The 25,204-nt window shown below is 31.7% G+C and carries 24 protein-coding genes; 9 read left to right on the top strand and 15 right to left on the bottom strand.

Annotation, left to right across the window (positions count from 1 at the left end):
* The first annotated feature begins 61 nt into the window (after positions 1 to 61).
* A complete protein-coding gene (locus tag ACQY6M_RS03050; protein WP_428740341.1) occupies positions 62 to 979 on the top strand; it encodes a polysaccharide deacetylase family protein in 918 nt (305 codons plus the stop codon).
* 99 nt (positions 980 to 1,078) lie between these two features.
* On the opposite strand, the gene ACQY6M_RS03055 is transcribed toward ACQY6M_RS03050, so the two are convergent.
* The 3 genes from ACQY6M_RS03055 to ACQY6M_RS03065 form a co-directional block, all read right to left on the bottom strand.
* Positions 1,079 to 1,252, bottom strand: a complete 174-nt coding sequence (locus tag ACQY6M_RS03055) for a hypothetical protein (protein WP_428740342.1) — start codon at positions 1,250 to 1,252, stop codon at positions 1,079 to 1,081.
* Between the two features lie 124 nt (positions 1,253 to 1,376).
* Complete coding sequence (locus ACQY6M_RS03060; protein WP_428740343.1) at positions 1,377 to 1,967, bottom strand: TMEM175 family protein; 591 nt, start codon at positions 1,965 to 1,967, stop codon at positions 1,377 to 1,379.
* Between the two features lie 30 nt (positions 1,968 to 1,997).
* Positions 1,998 to 2,885, bottom strand: coding sequence for a pirin family protein (locus ACQY6M_RS03065; protein ID WP_428740344.1), 888 nt, complete (start codon positions 2,883 to 2,885; stop codon positions 1,998 to 2,000).
* A 150-nt stretch (positions 2,886 to 3,035) separates the two neighbouring features.
* Between ACQY6M_RS03065 and ACQY6M_RS03070 the strand changes: the two genes are divergently transcribed.
* Positions 3,036 to 3,425, top strand: a complete 390-nt coding sequence (locus ACQY6M_RS03070) for a hypothetical protein (protein WP_428740345.1) — start codon at positions 3,036 to 3,038, stop codon at positions 3,423 to 3,425.
* Positions 3,426 to 3,444: 19 nt separating this feature from the next.
* Entirely contained in the window at positions 3,445 to 3,822 is a 378-nt protein-coding gene (locus tag ACQY6M_RS03075) for a hypothetical protein (protein ID WP_428740346.1), read from the top strand.
* A 69-nt stretch (positions 3,823 to 3,891) separates the two neighbouring features.
* Here ACQY6M_RS03075 and ACQY6M_RS03080 read toward each other — a convergent pair whose 3' ends face one another.
* Together ACQY6M_RS03080 and ACQY6M_RS03085 are read right to left on the bottom strand one after the other, a co-directional pair.
* Positions 3,892 to 7,476, bottom strand: a complete 3,585-nt coding sequence (locus tag ACQY6M_RS03080; protein ID WP_428740347.1) for a M1 family aminopeptidase — start codon at positions 7,474 to 7,476, stop codon at positions 3,892 to 3,894.
* 87 nt (positions 7,477 to 7,563) lie between these two features.
* Positions 7,564 to 8,460, bottom strand: a complete 897-nt coding sequence (locus ACQY6M_RS03085) for an ABC transporter ATP-binding protein (protein WP_428740348.1) — start codon at positions 8,458 to 8,460, stop codon at positions 7,564 to 7,566.
* A 207-nt stretch (positions 8,461 to 8,667) separates the two neighbouring features.
* Between ACQY6M_RS03085 and ACQY6M_RS03090 the strand changes: the two genes are divergently transcribed.
* Together ACQY6M_RS03090 and ACQY6M_RS03095 are read left to right on the top strand one after the other, a co-directional pair.
* Positions 8,668 to 9,693 (top strand): sensor histidine kinase, encoded by a 1,026-nt coding sequence (locus ACQY6M_RS03090; RefSeq protein WP_428740349.1) that lies wholly within the window; start codon positions 8,668 to 8,670, stop codon positions 9,691 to 9,693.
* Positions 9,690 to 10,421 (top strand): LytR/AlgR family response regulator transcription factor, encoded by a 732-nt coding sequence (locus tag ACQY6M_RS03095; protein WP_428740350.1) that lies wholly within the window; start codon positions 9,690 to 9,692, stop codon positions 10,419 to 10,421. Before ACQY6M_RS03090 ends, ACQY6M_RS03095 begins: the two co-directional genes overlap by 4 nt.
* Before the next feature lie 25 nt (positions 10,422 to 10,446).
* On the opposite strand, the gene ACQY6M_RS03100 is transcribed toward ACQY6M_RS03095, so the two are convergent.
* From ACQY6M_RS03100 to ACQY6M_RS03120, 5 genes are all read right to left on the bottom strand, one after another.
* Entirely contained in the window at positions 10,447 to 11,319 is an 873-nt protein-coding gene (locus ACQY6M_RS03100; RefSeq protein WP_428740351.1) for a pirin family protein, read from the bottom strand.
* Positions 11,320 to 11,339: 20 nt separating this feature from the next.
* Entirely contained in the window at positions 11,340 to 11,684 is a 345-nt protein-coding gene (locus tag ACQY6M_RS03105; protein ID WP_428740352.1) for a hypothetical protein, read from the bottom strand.
* Positions 11,685 to 11,757: 73 nt separating this feature from the next.
* On the bottom strand, positions 11,758 to 12,357 hold the full coding sequence (locus ACQY6M_RS03110; RefSeq protein WP_428740353.1) for a Crp/Fnr family transcriptional regulator: 600 nt from the start codon (positions 12,355 to 12,357) through the stop codon (positions 11,758 to 11,760).
* Positions 12,358 to 12,421: 64 nt separating this feature from the next.
* Positions 12,422 to 12,973 carry a DUF4251 domain-containing protein gene (locus ACQY6M_RS03115; protein WP_428740354.1) on the bottom strand — a complete coding sequence of 184 codons (552 nt, stop codon included), beginning with the start codon at positions 12,971 to 12,973 and terminating at the stop codon, positions 12,422 to 12,424.
* 80 nt (positions 12,974 to 13,053) lie between these two features.
* Positions 13,054 to 13,605 carry a lysophospholipid acyltransferase family protein gene (locus ACQY6M_RS03120; protein ID WP_428740355.1) on the bottom strand — a complete coding sequence of 184 codons (552 nt, stop codon included), beginning with the start codon at positions 13,603 to 13,605 and terminating at the stop codon, positions 13,054 to 13,056.
* Positions 13,606 to 13,711: 106 nt separating this feature from the next.
* Between ACQY6M_RS03120 and rmuC the strand changes: the two genes are divergently transcribed.
* On the top strand, positions 13,712 to 15,058 hold the full coding sequence (gene rmuC / locus ACQY6M_RS03125) for a DNA recombination protein RmuC (protein ID WP_428740356.1): 1,347 nt from the start codon (positions 13,712 to 13,714) through the stop codon (positions 15,056 to 15,058).
* A 66-nt stretch (positions 15,059 to 15,124) separates the two neighbouring features.
* On the opposite strand, the gene glyA is transcribed toward rmuC, so the two are convergent.
* A complete protein-coding gene (glyA, locus tag ACQY6M_RS03130; RefSeq protein WP_428740357.1) occupies positions 15,125 to 16,399 on the bottom strand; it encodes a serine hydroxymethyltransferase in 1,275 nt (424 codons plus the stop codon).
* Between the two features lie 168 nt (positions 16,400 to 16,567).
* On the opposite strand from glyA, the gene fahA reads away from it, so the two are divergent.
* Positions 16,568 to 17,848 (top strand): fumarylacetoacetase, encoded by a 1,281-nt coding sequence (gene fahA / locus ACQY6M_RS03135; protein ID WP_428740358.1) that lies wholly within the window; start codon positions 16,568 to 16,570, stop codon positions 17,846 to 17,848.
* Positions 17,849 to 17,888: 40 nt separating this feature from the next.
* On the opposite strand, the gene ACQY6M_RS03140 is transcribed toward fahA, so the two are convergent.
* Together ACQY6M_RS03140 and ACQY6M_RS03145 are read right to left on the bottom strand one after the other, a co-directional pair.
* Positions 17,889 to 19,061 carry an MFS transporter gene (locus ACQY6M_RS03140; RefSeq protein ID WP_428740359.1) on the bottom strand — a complete coding sequence of 391 codons (1,173 nt, stop codon included), beginning with the start codon at positions 19,059 to 19,061 and terminating at the stop codon, positions 17,889 to 17,891.
* Positions 19,062 to 19,070: 9 nt separating this feature from the next.
* Complete coding sequence (locus tag ACQY6M_RS03145; RefSeq protein WP_428740360.1) at positions 19,071 to 19,646, bottom strand: HD domain-containing protein; 576 nt, start codon at positions 19,644 to 19,646, stop codon at positions 19,071 to 19,073.
* 91 nt (positions 19,647 to 19,737) lie between these two features.
* On the opposite strand from ACQY6M_RS03145, the gene ACQY6M_RS03150 reads away from it, so the two are divergent.
* Complete coding sequence (locus tag ACQY6M_RS03150; RefSeq protein WP_428740361.1) at positions 19,738 to 20,295, top strand: Crp/Fnr family transcriptional regulator; 558 nt, start codon at positions 19,738 to 19,740, stop codon at positions 20,293 to 20,295.
* Positions 20,296 to 20,298: 3 nt separating this feature from the next.
* On the opposite strand, the gene ACQY6M_RS03155 is transcribed toward ACQY6M_RS03150, so the two are convergent.
* Positions 20,299 to 21,855, bottom strand: coding sequence for a DEAD/DEAH box helicase (locus tag ACQY6M_RS03155; protein ID WP_428740362.1), 1,557 nt, complete (start codon positions 21,853 to 21,855; stop codon positions 20,299 to 20,301).
* A gap of 70 nt (positions 21,856 to 21,925) precedes the next feature.
* A complete protein-coding gene (ytxJ, locus tag ACQY6M_RS03160) occupies positions 21,926 to 22,318 on the bottom strand; it encodes a bacillithiol system redox-active protein YtxJ (protein WP_428740363.1) in 393 nt (130 codons plus the stop codon).
* A 157-nt stretch (positions 22,319 to 22,475) separates the two neighbouring features.
* Between ytxJ and clpB the strand changes: the two genes are divergently transcribed.
* Complete coding sequence (gene clpB / locus ACQY6M_RS03165; protein WP_428740364.1) at positions 22,476 to 25,079, top strand: ATP-dependent chaperone ClpB; 2,604 nt, start codon at positions 22,476 to 22,478, stop codon at positions 25,077 to 25,079.
* The last annotated feature ends 125 nt before the right edge of the window (positions 25,080 to 25,204 follow it).

Here is a 25,204-nt window from a genome sequence, read left to right on the forward strand (position 1 = left end):
ATTCTCCCATTCATTTTATGGGAGATTTTTTTAGTAACACTTTTAAAACAGTAATAATACAATGATTAAAAACATATTACGAACTACGTTAGTAGGTATACTGCTAGCTATTTTTCTTCAAAATTCTTTATACGCACAATCTATCAGTTTTACTTTTGATGATGGTACTTTAGGAGATAGACCTGGCTATTCATTTGAAAAATGGAACGCTATGTTGCTTAAAAAGTTAAAAGATAACAATGTAAAAGCTACCTTGTTTGTTACTGGAAAAGGAAAAGACAGTGAACGTGGAAAACACTTATTAGCATCTTGGAATAATGACGGACATAGCATTGCGAATCACACGTATACACATCCTAATTACAATAGTCCTGAAGTAACTTTTGAACAGTTTAAAAATGAATTTCTGAAAAACGACAGCCTCATTAAACAGTATTCTAATTATCAAAAATACTTTCGATTTCCATATCTCAAGGAAGGCAATACAAAAGAAAAAGTTGAAGTTTTTCGTAAGTTCTTAAAAGAACAACGTTATAAAAACGGATACGTAACCATAGATGCTTCTGATTGGTATATTGATAGTCGTTTAATCAAAAAACTACGTACTGACCCTACTTTCGACCTCAACAAGTATAAAGATTATTACCTTGAACATTTATGGAGTTGTGCTCAATTTTATGAAAAATTAGCCTTTGAACTTACAGGGAGACATATTAAACATAACCTGTTACTGCATCATAATTTTATTGCTGCCTTGTTTATGGATGATCTAATTCAATTATTTAAACAGAAAGGTTGGAAAGTTATTTCTACACAAGAGGCGTATACAGATCCTATTTATAATCAAACTCCTAATAATGCTGGAGAGAGTTTAATATACGCGTTGGCTAAAGATTCTAAAAACTACAAAGGTAAATTACGCTATCCTGCTGAAGATAGCCGATATGAAAAGAAGAAAATGGATGAACTAGGATTGTAATAATCTTTAAATAAAAAAAGCTGCTTAAACATCAAATCGTTTAAGCAGCCTTATAAAAGGAAAACTTTATAGTATCACTTTTTTAAAGCAAATTATATTTTAGCAAATATAATTCATAGTAGAAGGTTGGTAACAACATACTTTTACTCCATTTTGGTAAATGTAAGAACCGTCTCCTCCACATTGAGTAGGTCTTACTCCACCTTTAACGTTTTTTAAAGTTGCTTTTGTTAATTCTTGAACTCCTTCTACTTTTAAAATTGCTTTTTTCATCGTAAAACTTTTTTTTGGGGTTAATAATAAAATCTTTTTTTATCAGCCCCTAAAGTACCCTTATATAAAAATAACAATCTCAAAAAAGCCTTACTTTTAATACGGTAAAACCATATTTTTACCATTACTTTTCTAACTCTTCCATTAGTTCCTCAAGCTTACGTTCTGGCATTAACCACATCAAAGCGACAGCTATATAACATACAATTGAAATCCAAGTGTTTACAAAAGAAATTGGTACTGATAATAGATATATTATCATGGATATGTAATCTTTAGTTCCCTTTCTACACAATTTTGATAAGGGGTAATTATCATCATGATATTTAATTAAAACTCTTTCCAGTATAAAATACGCAATAGCGCTCATCAGTAAAACGAATCCGTAAATAGCTACTGGTAAAGCTTCATTATAATTACCATGTTCTCCTATCCAACTTGTGGTAAAAGGAATTAATGACAACCAAAACAATAAATGCAAATTAGCCCATAATATGCTTCCATTTACCTTTTGTGTTACTTGTAATAAATGATGGTGATTGTTCCAATAGATACCTAAGTAAATAAAACTCAAAAGATAGCTAATAAATACAGGAGCAACTGATAGCAATCCTTTAAATGTTGTGTCTTCCGGTGCTTTCATCTCCAACACCATAATAGTAATTACAATGGCTAAAACACCATCACTAAATGCTTCTAATCTACCTGTTTTCATACAATTCAAGTTTATCCTATTAATACATATTTATCTTCCAAAACGCTTAGGTTCTGGTAAGGGAATTTTAACTGTTTCATTAAGTACTGGTGGAAACTTGTCATTTTTCCAATCTTCTTTTGCTTGTTCTATCAATTTTTTATCAGAGGCTACAAAATTCCATTCGATAAAACGTTCTTCAGGAAAGGGTTCTCCACCAAAAATATAGATGGTAGAATTTGCTGAAATAGTAAAAGCGCATAAACTACTATCCTTAGCTACTAATAGCTGTTTCGCTTCGTAGGTATGTCCATCACTAGTAATGCTTCCTTCTAAAATATATAAAGCACTCTCCCCAAATAAATACTCGCCTATAGCAACAGTTTTTTCTTCTGCTGACTTAATTTCTATAAAATATAATGGGCTATAAACAGGAATTGGCGACTCCTTTCCAAAAGCTTTACCTGCTATGAGTTTAAACCGTATTCCTTCATATTTCCAACTAGGAAGTTCTGAAGCTGAAGCATGCGCAAAAGAAGGTTTACACTGTTCGTCTTTAATTGGTAAAGCCACCCATATTTGTAAACCGTGTAGTTTTTTATTAGAGTTTCTTAAACGTTCAGGTGTTCTTTCGGTATGTACTACTCCTCTCCCCGCTGTCATCCAATTAACGGCTCCTGGAGTAATTTCTATTTCAGTACCCAAACTATCACGATGTACTATAGCTCCTTCAAACAAAAAAGTTAGTGTCGATATTCCTATATGAGGATGCATAGCAACATCTAAATTTTCTTTATCGTCCATACTAACAGGCCCCATATGATCAATAAAAATAAATGGACCTACCATACGTTTTTGTCTAAAAGGTAATAAACGTCCCACTATAAAATTACCAATATTAGCCGCTCGTTCCTCAATAATTAATTTTGTATTAGACATTTTAAGTTTTTCTCTTTAGTTGTAATGAATCTTTGCACATGTAATTTACGAAACATTAAATTTATATATTCTCTAGATTTTGTGTTTGTCTTTATTTTGATATCCTTCTTTTTTTTAGTATATTTAACTGAACAACAACACTCTAACATCATGGACAGAAAGACATTTATTCAAAAATCTGTAGCTGGAATGCTTATAGCATTACCTGCTTATATGCTTGTGGGATGCTCCTCTGGATCTGATAATGATCCAAGCCCTACTCCAAACCCAGACCCTACTCCTTCGGGTAACTGTATAGATAATGGAACTAGTAGTGCCATTACTGCTAATCATGGACATAGCTTAACAGTTTCAAAAGAAGATGTTCAAGCTGGTACTGAAAAATCCTATTCAATTCAAGGAACTGCAGCTCACAATCATAATGTAACCTTAACTGCTGCTAATTTTTCTTCATTAAAAAGTAATAATTCTATTAGTATAGCTTCTACTAGCGGTGATAGTGATAATCATACACATACAGTAATAGTATCTTGTGCTTAAACAACATTACACTTAACTCATGAATAGAAAAACATTTATTCAAAAATCATTAGCTGCAATGCTTATTGCATTACCTGCTTATACATTTGTTGGGTGCTCTTCAGGTTCTGATAATGAACCTAGTCCAAATCCAATTCCACTCCCTTCTGGTAATTGTTTAAAAGATGGCACCAATAATTCTATTAATCGTAATCATGGACATTCCTTAAATGTCTCTAAAGAAGATGTACAAAATGGAACAGATAAAGCTTATTCAATACAAGGTAGTGCTGATCATAATCATATAATAACGGTAACTGCTGCAAACTTTTCATCTTTACAAAATAACAATTCTATTAGCGTTACCTCAACCACTGGTGGTGGGCATACACATACGGTTACGGTATCTTGTGCTTAAGAACAATACTAAAAACAAAAAGCAGCTTTTAGTAAAGGCTGCTTTTTTATGTGGTATGACAAAACTCAACTATGTAACGTTAATAAAATTAATTGTTAAATAATCTTCTTGCTGTGACAATGTAATCTTCTTACTATTATCTTCTATATTTCGTTCTATCAGTAATCGTTTAGGATCAATAACTGCTTTACTTGGTAATTCATTTACCTCAAAAGATAAGCGCATTTCTTTTTGGTTAAATAATACTCGTTTCAACAATAATTCTTTATCATTGACATAAACAGCTATATCTACCCAATCATGAGGCATTACTCCTTTTTCTTTACCTAAACTGTCTACCTTTATCTTATTGGCATCAATAGTCAAATTCACTTTATAATTCCCATTGTTTAGTTTTGTGTAAGTAGCCTCCTTCAAACGATAATCATATAAAGTTACCTCTTCAAACCAATCTTTAAGTAAGTATTGTAATTCTTCAGGTATTTGAGGCTTTAAATATCTTAAAAAATCTAAACTAGTAGGATAAGGTGCCTCTTGATATTTATAGGCTTTTAAAAATGCTCTTAAAGCAGTATTTACTTTGGATTCACCAATATATTCTTGTAACGCATACAATACCAAGCTTCCTTTACCATAATGGATATAGTCTTGGTCTTTTACATAAAGTAAAGGTTGTTCTTTTTGAGATTCTGTTCCTCTACCCCGTAAATACTTTTCAAAATCATACGCTAAAAACTGTTTCATTTTCTCATCACTTTTTAAAGTATTCTTCAAAACCATAAGAGAAGAATATTCTGCGAAGCTTTCTGATAGCATAGTAGCACCTGCAACCTTAGCTCCTACCACTTGATGCCCCCAGTATTGGTGTGCCATTTCGTGAGTTACTAAGGCATAAATAACATTGTTATCATTGGCATCACTTAAATTGGTAACAAATCCGCCTCCTTCTGTATATGGCATTGTACCTGGAAAAGCTTGTGCAAAATTGTAGTATTTTGGTATTTCTACTACTCGTGCTTGTTTGTGCATATAAGGGCCAAATTGTTCTGTATAATACTCTAGTGACTTTTTTAAAGCCTCAAGCATAATATCAATATTATAATCATGTGAAGCATCATAATACACCTCAAGATTTACAGAACTCCATTGTTTAGTAGCTACTTTGTATTTAGCTGACATAAAACTGGTAAAGTTTAATGAACTATGATCGTTTTTATACTGATAACTAGTACGATTACCAACTGTCCATTTTTTTTGTAAACTTCCTGGAGCTACCGCTATTTGATCTTGGGAAGTTGTTATCTGTGTTGTGATATCTACCCAAGGTGATGTCGCTCCTGTAATATAATTACGTGTGAGATATGATTTATCTTTATCATTCAAATCAGGAAGATTTTTACGTAGTGGTAATCCGTACTTCTTTCTGTCTTTTTTATCTGTTAACTCGTTATATAATTCATAGCCAAAAGTGGGTAAAATTGCTGAGGAGTCGAAAAAAGTTCCATTTTTAACTACACGAATATTTGACACTTCATTTTCAAACCCTTGACTTTGATAATTGGTATCAACTATTAGTTTCATAGTTTCATTTGGTTTTAAAGGTGTATCCAATTTGAATATTTGGTATCCTAATTCTTTATCATCCAACACTAATTTGGCATTAGGTACTTTGATACTTTTAATCCATTTTGATTTTTTTAATTCTATTCCTTCATTCCCTTCATCTACAAAATAAAAAAGTGAATAATGTAATGAATCTATAGCTTTATTGCTGGTGTTTTTAATTGTAACAATACTGGTAGCGGAAACATTCCGCTGATAAGGATATACATCTATTGTATAGTCAATAGCAATAATAGTTGGCTGTAAAACTTGTTCGTACTTTTTATAGCTCATTTCATACTTTGCTTGCATATCTTTAATTTCTGAAGCGCTGTAATAATTATTTAGTAGTTGAGTATTGTAATACACATATCCTGAAACCAATAAGAAGAAAGCCAAACTAGCTATAAAAGTTTTTATAAATTTCGATGTTATTCTTTTGAATGCTAATCGGAAACGGTTCTTAATGCCTTTTACCGTTCCTCTTACCCACAACAAACTAGTGGTAGTTATCAATAAAACACCAAAAGACACCCAATACAAACTGAACCAATTTTTAGCTAATAGCTCAGGGCCAAATCCATTCATATCAGAATAAATGTATGCTGGTGAAAAGCCTAAATTCAACATAAATGATTGAATCCCTAAAGCATCAACTACTAAAAATTCAAATAAGAAAATACACAGAATAGCTATAAAATATGCTAAGTATTTGTGGTTGATTATTATTTGCATCCCTATCAAGATGCATGCCCATGTAAGATACAACGGTACTCCAGAATACAACATATCCAATAAGTAAACATCTAATTGTATGCTAAAAACTCCATGTAACATCTGATACAATACTGAAATTGCTATTAATAGCAAATCGAATATTATATTGATCAATACCAATGCGCTGATTTTAGATATAAGTAGTAGTAAAGAATTGTGTGGTGTGCCATCTAGTACTCCTGCAATGTTACTATTACGCTCCTTCCATACGAGTTCTCCACTAAAAAAAACTAGGATAATCATCCCTATTATCATACTTATAGGTCTGTTAAAAGCTATCATTTTAGAGGTTATATGATATGATTGAAGCCCATAATATTCAAAACCATTTGACAGTTTATTCAGTAAAATTAAAACTCCAAAAAAGAGTAAGATTTTAAACGTATTACTTTTCACAATAGCATATAAATCCATTTTAAAAAAACTTCTAAATTGATAAATTGTAGTAGAAAAATTAAATTCAGAATGTACTGAAGGTTGTTTAATTTTTTGTTTTGCTTCTTCTACTTTTTGAGAGTTCTTTTTTTTAGGTTTCTGTTTCAGTACAAATGAGAAAGAATAATAAGAACTGATTATAACAATAACTCCAACTCCAATCCAAAATAGCCTATTAAAAAGCAACCACTCTGAAAGAGACACTACCTGAGTATTCTTTTCTAAGGGAGTTAAATATTTAGTATCTACTAAGTAAGCATTTCCACCCAAAACATCTAACATAGCTGCCCAACCTTCCGTATGTATATCATTTATTAAAGCAGCTGATATTAAATAAGCTACAATAATGATAATGGTCGCTATAAAAGAAATTACGGTACTCTTATACTTATAAGCAATAGCAAAAATTATGGATCCAGATACAAACATATTGGGCACTACAAAAAGTAAAAAGTTATTTATAAAGACTCCTTGCTGTAATACTCCAATCGAATCATTTGATAATTGATTACTCTCTAAGGCTATATCTGTACCTATTGAAAATCCCAAGAATACTCCCAATAAAGGCACTATCGACAATAAGAAAGCTCCTAAAAAGCGTCCAAAATAATAACTTACTTTTCGAATTGGAGTAGCAAATAGAATTTCGTTAAAATGATGTTGGTAATCTCGTAATGCCGCATTATTAAAATAGGCTGTAGCAACCAACAAGGCTATCATTGATAGTTTAACAGTGTAAAAAGTAATTATATATGGTGCGTTTCTGTATACACTACCTGTAGCTCCACCAAATGCTATTCCTTCATTTACTACACCAATTGCTGCAATTATAGTAAACATCAAAAAAAATATGTACAGCATAGAGTTTTTAACCCCATTCTTTATTTCGTTGAAAAAAAAAGTCTTAAACATTACCTTATTGTTTTATTAGATTAATTCAGCTACACTGTTCTTTTTCGATTCGTTAATCTTTGTAAAGAACACATCTTCTAAACTAGGTGTTACTGATTCAAACCCTGACGCTGGTTTTTTATCGCTTAGTACATGAATTAAAGGCTTACCTCCTACCATTTTATTTGAAATTACTTCATAATGGCGTTTATAATCTTCTAATTCTTGATGTTCTATTGTTTTCTGCCAAACTTTATTAGTTATCTCTTCGATTACTTTTTTAGGTTGTCCTTGACATATAATTTTCCCTTGATTCATAATTGCCATCTTTTCACATAACTCGTTAACATCTTCCACAATGTGAGTAGAAAGAATAATAACCACATCACTGGCTACTTTTGCTAAAAGGTTATGAAAGCTATTTCGTTCATTTGGATCAAGACCTGCAGTAGGTTCATCAACAATAATTAGTTTTGGGTTTCCTATTAGTGCCTGAGCAATTCCTACTCGCTGTTTCATACCTCCTGAGAAACCACTTACAGCTTTGTTTCTTTTTTCATAAAGATTTACCTTTTGTAATAAATAGTGTACCAAATCTTTGCGTTCATTCTTAGCTGTAATTCCTTTTAATATGGCAAGATGTGTTAAAAGTTGTTGTGCTGTGATTTTAGGATATACTCCAAACTCCTGAGGCAAGTAACCTAGTACCTTTCGTAATTCTAAAGGATTATTAAGTATGTCTATATCTCCTAAAAAAGCAGTCCCTTTATCAGCCTCTTGTAAAGTAGCTAGAGTTCGCATTAAAGAAGATTTTCCTGCACCATTAGGTCCTAATAAGCCAAACATTCCGTTATTTATCTCTAAGCTAAGATTATCTAATGCTTGTACTCCGTTGTCATACGTTTTACATAAATTGTTTATGGTTAGTTTCATCGTTATACATTTTAAATGAATGTCAAAAGAATGATAACCTTCATCAGATAAAATCTTTTTTTAACCAAAGGCATATAAAACCAAATCAATACCTTTAATGTATCTGCAAATGGCGTTTACTTATGAAAATAGGTCGTTCGTTGATAAAAACAATGGATTTATGAATTCTAATAGAGGATTCTAATTACTTGTATTATTTTTGTTTATATGAACACCATACAAAAACGCATCATTCTTCATTTGTCATTTTTATTTAGTGCATGTATTACCCTTGCTTTTATGATGGCAATAACCAATGAAGCTTCTTTTACATTTCAATTGTTTGGATTGATGTTGCTACAAACCATGTCAGGAGTTTTTTTTCTTATAGCTCCTCCTGTTTATCTAAACATTTACTGGTTAATTCCTAAATTTTTAGTACTGAAGAAGTATTTACTTTTTGCTCTCTTTTCCGCCATACTTATTCTGATATGGGGTTGGATAATGGGCTATGGTGAACCTTGGATGGATGAACATTTGTTCCAAATGAAAAATCAAAATCCGAGTTTAGAAACAGGAATCTCAGGTATGATTTTTATTTTATTAATTTCTACCTTACTACACCTTTCTTATCGATGGTATACACAATCATCAAAAATCAAACAGATAGAAAACGATCGTCTTCAATTAGAACTATCGGTATTGAAAAATCAAATTAACCCACATTTTTTCTTCAATACCTTAAATAATTTATATGCCTTATCATTAGAGCAATCTGAACAAACTCCTAGTGTTATTTTAAAGCTTTCTGAAATGATGCGCTATACAATATATGAATGTAAAGCGCCTAAAGTTTCTATTACAAGCGAAGTGAGCTACTTAGATAACTTTATAGCATTGCAAAAAATGCGACAGCACAAACGTGGTGTTGTTACTTTTCAAAAAAGTATAGAAGATTTTGATCTGCAAATAGCACCGATGATACTTATTGTATTTTTAGAGAATGCCTATAAACATGGATTTGATCTTATGGAGAAAGATGCATTTATCAATTTACAATTAGAAGTAACTAAAACAACCTTATTTTTTACTATTGAAAACAATTTTATAGAGACTACCGAAAATATACCAATTGGAATTGGATTGGAGAATGTAAAGCGACGATTGGCGCTAACCTATCCTTCTAATCACAACTTGCACATTACGAATAGTAATGGTATGTTTAAAGTACAATTAAAACTAAATTTAGCATGAAGTGTATCATTGTAGATGACGAACCTTTGGCTCATAAAGTAATTAAAAATTACAGTGAGAACCTTGATATTTTAGACATCGTTAAGGTGTGTCACTCTGCTTTAGACGCTATGAATTATCTAAATGAACATTCAGTAGATCTTATTTTTTTAGATATTAACATGCCAAAGTTAAGAGGGTTAGATTTTTTACGTACGCTACAGAATCCTCCTTTGATTATTATTACAACAGCCTATCAAGAACATGCTTTAGAAGGCTATGAACTAAACATTTTAGATTATCTTCTTAAGCCTTTTAGCTTTGAACGCTTTTTAAAAGCAGTAAATAAAGCTGTAGCTCAAAAAAAACTCCTAGAAAAAGCTAAAAAACCGACTATTGTACAGGGTGTAAACACTTCATCTGTATCTAACTCCAATACAACAGCCGGTGAGCAAATTTTTATTAAAGGTGATAAAAAAATTCATCAAGTAATTCTAAACTCTATAAATTATTTAGAAAGTTTAGGAAGTTATGTGAAAATACACCTTGAAAATGATACTATCATTACCCTAGATAGACTTGGTAACTTTGAAAAACTATTGCCTAATACTTTTATTCGTGTTCACAAATCATATATTGTGCCTGTTAACAAAATAGAAGTTATTGAAGGTAATCGAATCAAAATTCAAGAAACATACATACCTATTGGTAGAGCCTATAAGCATAATTTAACCAAGCTTATTAGATAAATATCATCACTAACATTTTATTTCTCTAATCTTCTAAATACCCAAATTTCCCTGTATTAAAGTCTTGAAATGCTTTAACCAATTCTTCTTGAGTATTCATTACAAAAGGTCCATAAGCTGCAATAGGTTCATTTAGCGGTTCTCCACTTAATACCAAAACAACTGTATCTTCTATAGCTTCTATTGTAAATGTATCTCCGTCATTTGCAAACAGTGTAAAGTGATCTTGTAAAACATCCGTCACTTCATTTACCTTAACACTTCCTTCTACAGGTAAAATTGAAGTAGTATAGTGAGTAGGAAATGTCAGTTGAGTTTTCGCACCTTTTTTCAATCTTACATTAAACATGTTTACAGGCGAAAATGTTGATGCTGGTCCTCTATTACCTTTATATTCTCCTGCAATCACCTCTATTTCTCCTGTATTTTCAGGTAATTGTACCTTAGCCATTTCTGCATTTGCTATAGCTTGATATTTTGGCGGACTCATTTTATCTTTTGCAGGAAGGTTTACCCATAGCTGTACCATTTGAAATTCTCCTCCTGTTTTGCTCCATTCAGTTTCGTGAAATTCTTTATGCAACACTCCAGAAGCTGCTGTCATCCATTGTACATCTCCTTCACCTATAATTCCTCCTCCTCCTGCGCTATCTCCATGCTCTACACGTCCTTTATAGGCAATCGTTACGGTTTCAAAACCTCTATGTGGATGCACTCCCACTCCTTTTGGTTTATCTGTTGGAGGAAAATTAAATTTCGAATTATAATCCAACATGATAAATGGATCCATACGTTGCATCGTTGAGGTTCCTGGAATAAAATTGTGTACTCTAAACCCGTCTCCAACAAAATGTGGAGTTCCTGGTTTTACTACTTTTTCTATACTTCTTGTTTTCATTTTAAAATCCTTTCTTTTAATTAATTTAAACTACAGGCCAACTTCATTTCAAATGAGTTATCCAAATAATTACGCTGCATTTCTGGTTTATTTTTAGACCAATATCCCTGTTTAACACTTTCAGAAAGTGCTGCTTCGTCTTTATATTCAACGATAATTGATTCCGGGAACAATACCGTAATAATTTTTTGCAGTTTGTTTTTATCTATGTCTTTAGTGTCTTTTGAAATAGCTAAAACCTTATATGGTTGTTGGTATAATTTTTCAATGGCTGTTTCGACATTACTAACAGTTGAAACTTGCCAATTCAAAATTTTAGGCATTGTTGTATTTTTTGTTACAACTAATGTTTTTAAATGTCTCATAATAAATCCTTTTTTATTTACTGTAAAATTACGGCAACAAAAAAAGGTATGCATTGACCTATGGTAAGAAGTGTTATTTGTGTGGTTTGAAGTTTTCTTCAGCTAAAGCTTTACGAACACGACTGAGACTTTCTGGTGTAATACCTAAGTATGAAGCAATCATCCATTGAGGGACTCGTAACATAATATCTGGATACATACTTACAAAATCTAAGTAACGACTTTTTGCTGAAGCTCCTAATAATTGGCTAATACGTTTGTACAAATGACGAATATGATTTTGTAATAAATGCTCGTTTTGCTTTCTAAATCCTAAATTAACTTTTGAAACTTGGTCTATAAAATGCTCATCTAACATTACAACTAGTGTATCTTCTATAGCATCAATATAATAAGTGGACGGTTCTTGAAAATATACACTACCTCTATCGCTCACAATCCAACCTTCAGTAGCAAATTGTAAGATATTTTCTTTCCCCTCTTCGTTTAAAGCATACATACGAAGTAAGCCCTTTTCTACAAAAAAGAAATGAGAACAAATATCTCCTTGTTTTAATAAAAATTCGTTTTTTGAGAGTTCTTTTACTTGTATAAAAGACTGTATCTGAAAAAAATCTTCTTCAGATAAACCTCCTTTTTCGATAAGAAACTTTTTAAAGTTGTGTAATCCCATGAGTAGTTTTAAGAAGCAGTAAAATATAGTATTCTATAGATTTCCACAACTTTATTTAATATGCCTATTTTTCTGTACTGGCTATCACTCTACCTCTATAATTTATAGAGTTTTTTTGAGTGCTGTTTACATAAATAGTACTAGACAAACTAGGGTAAATTCGAACTACAACATTGTAGTTTTCTGTAGTTGTATTTTTATCTCTTATTTTAAAGTTGATTCTGTAACTGTTCTCTTTATCCTCAGATATTACTAAATCTTTAGGGACTCCTTCAAACTCAATTCCAATTTTGGTTCCACCATAAGATCCTCCCATTTGTCGTTCACCGAAAAACGGTAAATAGGCAGCAACAGTATCTCCTTTCATTCTAAAAAAATTGCTGTTTCCTATTAAATTAATATTTCCTGCACTACTTCCTGTTGGTAACATTCTAGCATTGGTTATTTGCATCATTGCATTTGTTACTTGAGGTTCAGCCCATTCCGACTCTATTTCAAATGTTTTACTTTGGATAAGAGCATTTAAATTGTCTATTTCTACTTGCGTTGCATTTTTTGAAGAAGCACAACTAAACAGTAAAAAAATCGCGCATAATAACAAACCAAACTTTCTCATATCTCATTGTTTTTAAACCTTCTACAAGGTACTCAAATCTTGTGAGATTTTCAAAAAAACAAGGCTATTTAACGTTTATTTTACTCATTATCTGGTACGTAAAACAATTCAGGTTTTGCTCCTTTTATACCTCTGTAAAAATCGTATATATGGTTCATATCTCCCTTCATATCATCTGTAAGATAATACGGTGGGGCTACTTTAATTTGTTTGTTTTCAAAATCAAAAGCAAACATTACAACAGGTACATTAGCACCTTTAGCAATGTAATAAAACCCTGTTTTCCAATTAGTAACTTTAGCTCTTGTTCCTTCTGGAGATAAAGCTAAACGGAATTCATCATGTTGATTGAACAAATTCACTATCGCATCTACCTTATTAGTACTCTTACTTCTATCTACTGGTGACCCTCCTAGCGCTCTAAAAATAAATCCGAATGGCGGTTTAAATAACGAAGCTTTTCCTATAAAATTGACTTTAACACCGTATGTGTTTCTTGCTAAAATAGCGATAGGAAAATCTTTCCAACTGGTATGTGGTGCTCCAATCACTACATACTTTTTCAAATCTCTTGGAAAATCTCCCTCCAACTTCCAGCCTAAAACTTTATGAAATATAAATTTAGATATCATTCCGATAGTTATAAAGGTCAATGATACGGTTTTCCTTATAAAAATCAAATAAATTTAACCTATCTTGTACTATATTTGTTCATACAATAAACTTTTAAACAACCTAATGAATACCACTCTTTTACTCCTTTTAGTTGCTATTAGTACCCTTATTATTGGATTTATTATTGGAAACTTACTTTCTAAATTAAAGTTTAAACAACAAACAACTGATTTAGAAAAAGAAATTGCTACACTACAAAATCATCAAGCGAATTTAGAATTCCAAAAAAAGGAAGTACAAGAGCGTTTTACTGAAAAATCTAAGGAGACAGAAGAAATTCGTCGTGAAAAAGAATTTTCGGCTATCGAATTAGCTAGAAAAAATGAAGAGTTGAAAAACTTACAGTTAAAACTGAATGAGAATAAAGAGGAAGTAGAAAAATTACAAGAAAAGTTTACCAAAGAGTTTGAAAATTTAGCGAACAAGATTTTAGACGAAAAATCAAATAAGTTTACTGAACAAAATAAAAAGAATATTAAGGATATTTTAAATCCGCTTCAAGAAAAAATACAAACCTTTGAAAAGAAGGTTGAAGACACTCAAAAAGAGAGTATTTCGATGCACTCTGCTTTAAAAGAACAATTATTAGGGTTAAAAGAGTTAAATGCTCAAATGAGCAAAGAAACTATTAATCTAACCAAAGCCTTGAAAGGAGACAGTAAAACTCAAGGAAATTGGGGTGAGTTGGTTTTAGAGCGTGTGTTAGAAAAATCTGGTTTAGAAAAAGATCGTGAGTATTTTGTACAACAATCTTTTATCAATGAAGAAGGTAAACGTATTATGCCCGATGTCGTGATTCATTTACCAGATAACAAAAAAATGATTGTCGATTCTAAAGTGTCATTAACTGCTTATGAGCAATTTATAAATACTGAAGATGATATAGAAAAAGAACGTTTTTTAAAGGAACATGTAAATTCATTAAAACGTCACGTAGAGCAACTTTCAGAAAAGAAATATGAAGACATCTACAAAATAGAATCCCCAGATTTTGTATTGCTTTTTGTACCAATTGAGCCTGCTTTTGCGGTAGCTTTAAATGAAGACAACACCTTATATAATAAAGCTTTCGAAAGAAATATTGTAATTGTAACTCCAACCACGCTATTGGCTACATTACGTACCATTGATACTATGTGGAATAACGAAAAACAACAACGTAATGCCTTAGAAATTGCACGTCAAGCTGGTGCTTTATATGATAAATTTCAAGGACTTTTAATCGATTTAGTGAATATTGGTAAGAAAATAGATGGTACTAAAGCCGATTATGCCGCTGCTATGAATAAACTAGTAGAAGGTAGAGGAAACTTAATTACAAGTGTAGAAAAACTCAAAAAAATGGGAGCAAAAGCTAAAAAAGCACTTCCTGAAAAAATCTTGGAACGAGCTCAAGACAATGACGAATAAAAAAGGTCGCTCTAAAATATTTTAGAGCGACCTTTAATTTATTACTTATTTTGAAGGTAATACCTTCTACATAATAAACAAACGTCTGTGGTGCATTAAATCGTACACCTTCTCTCCTATTGCCTCTAATACTTCATCATTATCAGCATTCATTAATGCTTCATCAATTAAGTCTACAACAACTTCCATGTCTGCTTCTTTTAAACCACGAGTGGTAACAGCAGCAGTACCTACACGAATACCAGAAGTAACAAATGGAGACTCAGTATCAAACGGAACCATGTTCTTATTCACAGTAATTTCAGCTTTTCCTAAGGCTTCTTCAGCAGCTTTTCCTGTAATGTTTTTGTTACGTAAATCAATTAACATACAGTGGTTATCTGTACCTCCAGAGATAATTTCATATCCTTTTGCCACAAATGCTTTCGCCATTGCTTGTGCATTTTCCTTTACTTGAATTTGGTATTCTAAGAATTCATCTGTCAACGCCTCTCCAAAAGCAACCGCTTTAGCAGCAATAACATGCTCTAATGGTCCACCTTGATTTCCTGGGAAAACCGCAGAGTTAATCAATGTTGACATTTTCTTTAATTTTCCTGATTTTAATTTTTCTCCAAATGGATTGTCAAAATCTTTTCCAATCATAATCATACCTCCACGTGGTCCACGTAAAGTTTTGTGAGTAGTCGTAGTAACGATATGACAGTGTGGTAACGGATCTGATAAAATTCCTTTAGCAATTAATCCTGCTGGATGTGAAATATCTGCCATTAAAATAGCACCAACACTATCAGCAATCTCTCTAAATTTCTTAAAATCGATATCACGAGAATACGCTGAAGCTCCTGCAATGATTAATTTAGGTTTATGTTCCTTAGCTTGTTGCTCTAAATGTTTATAATCAATGTATCCTGTTTCTTTATCAACTCCATAAAATACAGGATTGTATAATTTACCAGAAAAATTTACTGGTGAACCGTGTGTTAAGTGCCCTCCATGAGATAAATCAAATCCTAAAATAGTATCTCCTGGTTGTAAACATGCAGCAAAAACAGCTGTGTTTGCTTGACTTCCTGAGTGTGGCTGTACGTTTACATACTCAGCCCCGAAAAGTTCTTTTGCTCTATCAATTGCAATTTGCTCTACGATATCTACTACTTCACATCCACCGTAATAACGTTTTTGTGGATATCCTTCAGCATATTTATTAGTTAAAACTGATCCTTGAGCTTCCATTACTTGGTCACTCACAAAATTTTCCGAAGCAATCAATTCTAATCCGTTTAATTGACGCTCTTTCTCTTCTTGAATTAAATCAAATATTTGATGATCTTTTTGCATGTTGTGTGTTGTTACATAAAGTAGCCAAAAGTAGTAATTTTATTCTTCAATTTTTACAGATTTTACAAGAAGTGTATGTAAATATACTTTAGTATTTTTTTTACTCATCTTTTTGGGGTAAATTGAAAAAAATATGTAGGTTTGATGAAAATATAACAAAAATAATAAATGGAAATAACTGCTAATAACCCGAATAGAAAATCTTGGTTAACTGTGGCTGAAAACTCAGATTTCCCTATTCAAAATATACCTTTTGGGGTTTTTCTAACCAAAGATGATATTATAACTATAGGTACTCGAATTGGTGATTATGCAATCGATTTAGGTGCTCTACATCAATTAGGATATTTTAATGGAATTCCGTTAACTGATGACATCTTTTTACAAGATACTTTAAATGACTTTATTGCTGATGGACGTAAAACATGGCGCTTAGTTCGTAATAGAATTGCGGATATTTTTGATGCTGAAAATACTACACTGCGTGACAATGCTGAGCATAAAGACAAGGTAATCTTTGGAATGGATGAAATTGAAATGCAACTTCCAGTAGCTGTTGGTGATTATACCGATTTTTATGCTAGTAAAGAACATGCCACAAATGTAGGTTGTTTGTTTAGAGATCCTGAAAATGCCTTATTCCCTAACTGGTTACAGATTCCTATTGGTTACCACGGAAGAAGTTCTTCTATAGTACCTTCAGGAACTCCGATTCGTCGTCCAGTAGGGCAACAGCGACCAAATGAAGGTGAAATAACTCCTAATTTTGGACCTTCAAAACTGTTAGATTTTGAATTAGAAATGGCGTTTATTACTACAGTTGCTAATGATTTAGGTGATAGAATTCCTATTGAAGAGGCGGAAGAATATATTTTTGGATTGGTACTATTTAATGATTGGTCTGCTCGTGATATTCAAGCTTGGGAGTATGTTCCTTTAGGTCCTTTCTTAGGAAAGAACTTTGCTTCTACTATTTCTCCTTGGATTGTAACCTTAGATGCTTTAGAACCTTTTAGAGTAGACAACCCAAAGCAAGTATATGAGCCTTTACCATATTTACGTAAAGAAGGAAAAGATAGTTACGATATTAACTTACAAATGGCGATTCAACCTGAAGGTTCTGAAGAAACCGTAGTTTGTAATTCCAACTTTAAATATATGTACTGGACTATGGTACAGCAATTAACACATCATACAGTAAATGGTTGTCCAATAAATGCTGGTGATATGATGGGTAGTGGTACTATTTCTGGTCCTACAAAAGATAGTTTTGGTTCAATGTTAGAGTTGACTTGGAGAGGTCAAAACCCTATAAAAATGAACGATGGTAGCGAACGTAAATTCATCAATGATAATGATACCGTAATTATGCGTGGTTATTGTAAAAACGACAATGTTCGTATTGGTTTTGGTGAATGTGTTGGTAAAGTTTTACCTGCTAAAGAATAAACACACATAGATATCTTTATATTAAAAAACCTCGCTAAAATTAGCGAGGTTTTTTAATATATAACATAAAAAGAAATCCTATTCCTACTATACATGAGCATGCATAAAAAATAACTGGAATATTCGTTATGTTGTTACTGTAATACCATCCTGAAAATAGAGCTCCTAAACCAATACTTGCTTCTAAAGCAATATACATAGTAGCAATAGACTTACCTTTAGTTGATGGTTTACTTAAATCGATAGTCCATGCATTAATTGTAGGTGATAAAATACCCATAGCTATTCCATATAAAGTTGCCGCAAATAATAATCCATTAATACTTTCAAATTTACCTAACAGAATTAATGCTACTATTAAAATTAGCAAGCCTACGATAATTACATGCTTTCTTCCATAAACATCTGAAAACTTTCCCGCTATGATTCTTATCAAAACTGAGGATATAGTAAATGCTATAAAAAATGTTCCTTTGTTGATAATCCCTAAATGATCGCTCCAATCAGGTATTAGTGTAAGTACAACACCAAATCCTAAATAGGAAACAAAAGTAATTATAGCTGGTAATAATGCTTCTCTTGCTATAACATCTGATTTTGAAATTAAAAGTGATCTTAATTTAAAAGCTTGCTTAGTAGGTAAAGTCTCTTGCACTTTAAAAACCAATACTATTGACAGTAACGCAATAATGGAAGAGCTATAAAACAGTACATTATAATTTGTCAACAGCTTTACATAACTTCCTAAAGCTGGTCCAAGAGCCAAGCCTGTACTAAAACATAAGCCCTGAACTCCCATTGCCTCTCCTAACCTATTAGATGGAATAATATCAGAAACATAAGTAGCTATCGCAGTAGGACTAAAACCTGTAGAAAAACCATGCAATAGGCGTAAAAATAAAAAACCTGAAACACTAGTTAAAACAGGATAAAACATACCTGTTACTACACAAACCAAAGCTCCTATAATTAATACTGGCTTTCTACCTATCGTATCTGTTAATTTACCACTAAAAGGTCTTGATAATCCTGCTGTTAAAGTAAATAAGGAAATTATAAGCCCTTTATATTCTGATCCTCCCAAACCACTTAAATAACTTGGTAGTTCAGGTATCAACATATTATAACTTGCAGAAAAAAATAAAGAACTCAAACAAATTAATAAAAATTGAGGAGTATAAATACGTTGCCGAGTTACTTCTAATACTTTCATAATTTTAATTTAAAGCTCATTAAAGATTAAATCTATTTCATTTAGCGAATATTCCCATATAGTTTCAGAGCCTTTAGAGATACTTTCGGTCTTATTTATTACCTTTTCCTTAGACACCATAAACTCTTTCCAAGTACCTCCATTATTAGAAGTATTTTGTAAAATAGGTTCAAAACGATCCATCGCTTTTGCAAATCGTGCTTCTTCAGTAATCCCTTCTTCAAATTCTAACCATAAGTTTATAAATTCCTCTGCTTGATTTTCTGGTAGAATACCAAAAATTCTTTTCGCTGCTTTTAATTCTTCTTTAGTATTAACATGTTCCTTTAGAGTATCAAAAATAAAAACATCTCCGGAGTCAATTTCAACTATATCATGAATCAATACCATTTTTAAGACTTTTAAAATGTCTATTTTAGTATTACTGTGTTCTGCTAATACCATAACCATTATAGCTAAATGCCAACTATGTTCCGCATCATTTTCACATCTGTTACTATTAAATAATTTAGTTTTCCTTTGAATGTATTTTAACTTATCTATTTCTTTGATAAACTGGATTTGTTGCAATAAACTTTTCTTCATTAGTTACAATTCTATTTTATTATATAATTTTACCTTACAAAGAACTTTAGAATAAAAATCTTAAAAAAGGACATTTGTCCCAGCCCTAAAAATGATAAGAACGGATATTGATTTTTTAGAATATGTTGAAAAAATAAATGAAAGACATCCAGATTTTTTTCAAAAAGAAAAACACGCTCCTAAAAGTATTATTCTACAACAAAATAAAAGATACCACCATTTGTATATCATCAAAAAAGGAATTACCAAATGTTACCTTTCCGATGAAAATGGAAAAGACTTTATTCAAGAATTTTTAAGCGAAGGAATGGAGTTTGGAGAATTGGAAGTTTTTTCAGGAAATTTAAGTTATTGTTCTATTGAAGCTATTGATTATGTGGAAGTATATCGAATATCTCACATACATTATACCACACTACTTAATAACGACCCTATTTTTAATAGGCTTGTCATCAAGTCCATGGCTAAAAAAATTGGATATAAGGCTCCAAGACATTCTTTTCAACAATCCTATTCTATTGAAGCTAATCTTATAAAAATTAAAGAATTATGCCCAAACTTTGAAAATATCTTTTCTAAAAACGATATCTCCAATTATTTGGGCATTACTCTTCGTAGTCTCAATAGAGCTTTGAAAAATATTTCTTAAATTTTATTCTTCTTCTGGTGGTGGATGACCATGAACTTGCTCGTATACTTCATCAAAATTACCACGTAAATATGTGTTTAACTTTTTGCGGTAATCATCTTGTAACCAATCAATAAAGTTATGTGTACTTTTAGAAATACATTTAGAATATCTGTAGATTCTATCATCAATATCTCCTCCTAGCATTTTCGCTAAGATTAAAGCATCAAAAACATCTTCACTATTTTCTACACACATTTTTGCATGATGTTCTATCGATTTTTCTAATACTCGTTTAGAAGATTCACCAGCTTGTATAGTATCTCTATACACTTTTTTAACATCAAAGTATAAGTCTTCAGAGTTTGAAAATTCTGCTTTCACATCTTCTGGTAACTCGTATCTAAAACCACTTTCTATCTCTTCATCTGTCAATAGATTATCCAAATAGAAATTAGGAGCTCTAAACATTTTTTGCCAATCTAAATCGGCTCCCCAAGGTCCAAAACGGTGAAAGTTATTACCTAAGTCAATCACATTAAAATCTGATTTCCCTGGTAAAATACGAGAACCACGACCAATCATTTGATAATACAGCGTTAATGATTTTGTTGCTCTGTTTAAAATAATTGATTGTACAGATGGTTCATCAAATCCAGTTGTTAAAATACTTACTGAAGTAATAATCGCATTGGGAGTTTTGTGAAACCATTTTAATATTAAATCACGCTCCTTTTTTGTATTGGTATTATCTAAATGCGCAATAGGGTATCCTGCTCTTTTAAATGTATCAAATACATGTAATGATGTATTAATACCATTATTAAAAATCAACGTTTTAGTTCCTTTAGCACGCTCTTCATAAGCTTGTAATAGCTTAGAAAGCATATCGGTATTGGTATATAAATCTTCTGATGATTTTACTGTATAATCTCCATTAGCCCCAACTTCTAATGAGGTTAGACCTACATTATATGAAAACACACTGGCTTTTGCCAAATATTCATTTTCTATTAAAGCTCCTATACTCTCCCCTACAATTAACTCATCATAATTATCTTTCATAGGTAGTTTAATATTAGAACTCAAAGGAGTTGCAGTTACCCCTAAAATGAAAGATTTTTCAAAAAACTTAAATAGTTTTGTAAATGAATTGTAGTGTGCCTCATCAATAATTACCAAGCCTACATCAGAAATATCCAACATATCGTCATTTAAACGATTGTTCAACGTTTCTACCATTGCGACAAAGCAATCATATCTATCTTGATCATCTAAACTCGCTTTGCTATCGATAATTTTATTTTCAACACCAAATTCGCTAAGCATTTTTGCAGTTTGCTTACATAGCTCTATTCGGTGAGTCATTATCAATACTTTCTTTTGATGATGTTTTAAGTATTGACGTGTAATTTCAGAGAATATAACTGTTTTACCACCTCCTGTTGGAAGCTGATATAATAAGTGGTAATTCTCAGGGGCATCTTCAAAACTTTTAAAAATTTTGTGTAATGCTTCTTTTTGATAATCGTATAAATTTTTTCCTTTCTTGGGCTGTGAAGTTGCTGTTTCGTTACTCAAATCTCTATAATTTTGAAATATGCAAAAATACGAGGTATTTAAGGAAATCCCACTAAAATTGGGAGTTTTTTTAAAACTTTTTCAAATCCACTTGAGCAATATCGTAATGAGAAGCATGAGCTACCACCTTCCTTTTTTCAATCACCAATAACTGAGGTGATTGATGAAGTACTTGAAAAATATGAGCTATTTCATTAGATATTTCTCTATAACTCAATAAATCCAAATAGTACACTTTAAAATTTTGCAATTCTTCGTTAAAACTATTTTCAAAGCGTTTAATGACCATACTGCTAATACCACATCGTGTAGAATGTTTAAAAATAGCTACAGGTTCATTTTCTGATAAACTTTTAATTTCATCTAACTGCTTTATATCTGTCAATGGTATCCAGTTTAAAGACGATTTTTCCTTTAAAGTACTGGTACTTTTATTATTGAAAAAGTTATCTAATATTCCCATATTTTCATTACTTTAATACTTATTTTATCATAACTAACTTATTTCAAACAGTCAAAAAGTCAGTATTTATTCGTTTTTTCGAGACAAAATGTCTTTTTTATATTTAAAAATCAAGCTGGTATTGATTTTGACTTTTATTGAGAAAAAATAAAACGATATGAATTTCAACAATTATACAATAAAATCACAAGAAACCATACAACAAGCGCAACAATTAGCGCAAAGTTATGGTAACAACCTAATAGAAAACGAACACATTTTTAAAGCTTTATTTTTAGTTGATGAAAATGTGTTACCATTTATATTAAAAAAATTAAACGTTAATATAGATGTTATACAACAAATCTTAGACAAACAACTTGAAAGCTTCTCTAAAGTAACTGGTGCAGATTTAATGCTTTCTCGTGAAGCTAATAAAGCACTAAATGAAGCTGCTATCATTGCAAAAAAAATGAACGATGAGTATGTTTCTATCGAACATTTAATCCTTGCAATCTTCAAATCAAAAAGTCAAATAGCCCAAGTTTTAAAAGATCAAGGTGTTACAGAAAAAAGTTTAACCGCTGCTATTGAAGAGTTACGTAAAGGTAATCGTGTTACTTCTCAAAGTGCCGAAGAAACTTACAATTCTTTAAATAAGTATGCTAAAAACCTAAACCAGCTAGCTCAAGATGGAAAATTAGACCCTGTTATTGGACGTGATGAAGAAATTAGACGTCTATTACAGATCTTATCACGTAGAACCAAGAACAACCCTATTCTTGTAGGTGAACCTGGTACCGGTAAAACTGCTATTGCGGAAGGATTAGCGCACCGTATTATCCGAGGAGATGTTCCAGAGAACTTAAAGGATAAACAAATCTTTTCTTTGGATATGGGAGCTCTAATTGCTGGTGCAAAATATAAAGGTGAATTTGAAGAGCGTTTGAAATCTGTAGTAAAAGAAGTTTCAAAATCTGAAGGAAACATTGTACTTTTTATTGATGAAATCCACACTTTAGTAGGTGCTGGTGGTGGTCAAGGTGCTATGGATGCTGCAAATATTTTAAAACCTGCCTTAGCACGTGGAGAGTTAAGAGCTATTGGAGCTACCACTTTAGATGAATATCAAAAGTACTTTGAAAAGGACAAAGCTTTGGAACGTCGTTTTCAAAAAGTAATGGTAGACGAACCTGATACTGAAAGCGCTATTTCTATTTTACGTGGTATTAAAGATAAATACGAAGCACATCACAAAGTTCGTATTAAAGATGAAGCCATTATTGGTGCTGTAGAATTATCACAGCGCTACATAACCAATCGTTTTTTACCGGATAAAGCAATTGATTTAATGGATGAAGCCGCTTCTAAGTTACGTATGGAAATCAATTCTAAACCTGAAGAATTAGATGTTCTAGATCGTAAAATAATGCAATTAGAAATTGAGATAGAAGCGATTAAACGCGAAAACGACGAAAACAAATTAAAATCATTAAATGCCGATTTAGCTAATTTAAAAGAAGAACGTAATGAGATTAATGCGAAATGGCAATCAGAAAAAAGTATTGTAGATACCATTCAAAGTTTAAAAATAGATATTGAAAACTACAAACTAGAAGCTGAAAAAGCTGAACGTAATGGTGATTATGGTAAGGTGGCTGAATTGCGTTATGGTAAAATTAAAGATGCTCAAGAAGAACTTGACAAACAACAGGAAGTTTTAGCCAATCAACAAGAAAATTCTTTAATTAAAGAGGAAGTTACTTACGATGACATTGCTGAAGTAGTAGCAAAATGGACAGGTATTCCTGTAACTAAAATGCTACAATCTGAACGTGAAAAACTATTGAAACTGGAAGATGAACTACACAAACGTGTGGTAGGTCAAGAAGAAGCAATCGAAGCAGTTTCTGATGCAGTACGTCGTTCAAGATCAGGATTACAAAACCCTAACAAGCCTATAGGCTCATTCTTATTCTTAGGTACTACTGGGGTTGGTAAAACAGAGCTAGCAAAGGCATTAGCTGAATATTTATTCGACGATGAGAATGCAATGACTCGTATTGATATGAGTGAATACCAAGAACGTCATTCAGTAAGTAGATTAGTTGGAGCGCCTCCAGGATATGTAGGATACGACGAAGGTGGACAGTTAACTGAAGCTGTACGAAGAAAACCATATTCAGTTGTGTTATTAGATGAAATTGAAAAAGCACATCCCGATACTTTTAATATTCTATTACAGGTATTAGATGAAGGTAGATTGACTGATAATAAAGGGCGAGTTGCTGATTTCAAAAACACCATAATTATTATGACCTCTAACATGGGAAGTCATATTATTCAAGAAAAATTTGATAATATGAAGGGTGACATCTATACAACTATGGAATTAGCTAAAACAGAAGTTTTAGGATTATTAAAACAATCAGTAAGACCAGAATTTTTAAATAGAATTGACGATATCATTATGTTTACTCCTTTATCGGAAGAAAACATCAAAGAAATTGTAAAATTACAATTAGAGAGTGTTAAAAAGATGATAGCGAAACAAAACATCACTTTTGATGCCACTGATCAAGCTATAGCTTACTTAGCAGAAAAAGGATATCAACCAGAGTTTGGTGCACGTCCTGTAAAACGTGTAATCCAAAAAGAGGTTTTAAATCAATTATCTAAAGAAATTTTATCTGGAAAAGTCACGACCGATAGTATTATCTTATTAGATGCTTTTGATGATAAATTAGTTTTCAGAAATCAATCTGATTTAGTTGAAAACTAAAAACACATAAACAATTATAAATCAAACATTAAAGTGACATTTTTTCATTCTAAATAATGAAAAAATGTCACTTTTTTTGGTTGGTATTTTTTTTGAACTATAGTACTAAATGAATGTTTAACCAA

The sequence above is a fragment of the Tenacibaculum sp. genome (assembly GCF_050290165.1).
Classification (GTDB): Bacteria; Bacteroidota; Bacteroidia; order Flavobacteriales; family Flavobacteriaceae; genus Polaribacter.

Coding starts and splice junctions, on each gene's coding strand:
- clpB (WP_428740364.1), top strand. CDS start 22,476: ATGAATTTCAACAATTATACAATAAAATCACAAGAAACCATACAACAA.
- ACQY6M_RS03075 (WP_428740346.1), top strand. CDS start 3,445: ATGAATAGAAAAACATTTATTCAAAAATCATTAGCTGCAATGCTTATT.
- ACQY6M_RS03085 (WP_428740348.1), bottom strand. CDS start 8,460: ATGAAACTAACCATAAACAATTTATGTAAAACGTATGACAACGGAGTA.
- ACQY6M_RS03050 (WP_428740341.1), top strand. CDS start 62: ATGATTAAAAACATATTACGAACTACGTTAGTAGGTATACTGCTAGCT.
- ACQY6M_RS03115 (WP_428740354.1), bottom strand. CDS start 12,973: ATGAGAAAGTTTGGTTTGTTATTATGCGCGATTTTTTTACTGTTTAGT.
- ACQY6M_RS03145 (WP_428740360.1), bottom strand. CDS start 19,646: ATGAAGAAAAGTTTATTGCAACAAATCCAGTTTATCAAAGAAATAGAT.
- ACQY6M_RS03150 (WP_428740361.1), top strand. CDS start 19,738: ATGATAAGAACGGATATTGATTTTTTAGAATATGTTGAAAAAATAAAT.
- ACQY6M_RS03090 (WP_428740349.1), top strand. CDS start 8,668: ATGAACACCATACAAAAACGCATCATTCTTCATTTGTCATTTTTATTT.
- rmuC (WP_428740356.1), top strand. CDS start 13,712: ATGAATACCACTCTTTTACTCCTTTTAGTTGCTATTAGTACCCTTATT.
- ACQY6M_RS03070 (WP_428740345.1), top strand. CDS start 3,036: ATGGACAGAAAGACATTTATTCAAAAATCTGTAGCTGGAATGCTTATA.
- glyA (WP_428740357.1), bottom strand. CDS start 16,399: ATGCAAAAAGATCATCAAATATTTGATTTAATTCAAGAAGAGAAAGAG.
- ACQY6M_RS03100 (WP_428740351.1), bottom strand. CDS start 11,319: ATGAAAACAAGAAGTATAGAAAAAGTAGTAAAACCAGGAACTCCACAT.
- ACQY6M_RS03120 (WP_428740355.1), bottom strand. CDS start 13,605: ATGATATCTAAATTTATATTTCATAAAGTTTTAGGCTGGAAGTTGGAG.
- ACQY6M_RS03055 (WP_428740342.1), bottom strand. CDS start 1,252: ATGAAAAAAGCAATTTTAAAAGTAGAAGGAGTTCAAGAATTAACAAAA.
- ACQY6M_RS03095 (WP_428740350.1), top strand. CDS start 9,690: ATGAAGTGTATCATTGTAGATGACGAACCTTTGGCTCATAAAGTAATT.
- ytxJ (WP_428740363.1), bottom strand. CDS start 22,318: ATGGGAATATTAGATAACTTTTTCAATAATAAAAGTACCAGTACTTTA.
- ACQY6M_RS03140 (WP_428740359.1), bottom strand. CDS start 19,061: ATGAAAGTATTAGAAGTAACTCGGCAACGTATTTATACTCCTCAATTT.
- ACQY6M_RS03060 (WP_428740343.1), bottom strand. CDS start 1,967: ATGAAAACAGGTAGATTAGAAGCATTTAGTGATGGTGTTTTAGCCATT.
- ACQY6M_RS03065 (WP_428740344.1), bottom strand. CDS start 2,885: ATGTCTAATACAAAATTAATTATTGAGGAACGAGCGGCTAATATTGGT.
- ACQY6M_RS03105 (WP_428740352.1), bottom strand. CDS start 11,684: ATGAGACATTTAAAAACATTAGTTGTAACAAAAAATACAACAATGCCT.
- fahA (WP_428740358.1), top strand. CDS start 16,568: ATGGAAATAACTGCTAATAACCCGAATAGAAAATCTTGGTTAACTGTG.
- ACQY6M_RS03110 (WP_428740353.1), bottom strand. CDS start 12,357: ATGGGATTACACAACTTTAAAAAGTTTCTTATCGAAAAAGGAGGTTTA.
- ACQY6M_RS03080 (WP_428740347.1), bottom strand. CDS start 7,476: ATGTTTACTATAATTGCAGCAATTGGTGTAGTAAATGAAGGAATAGCA.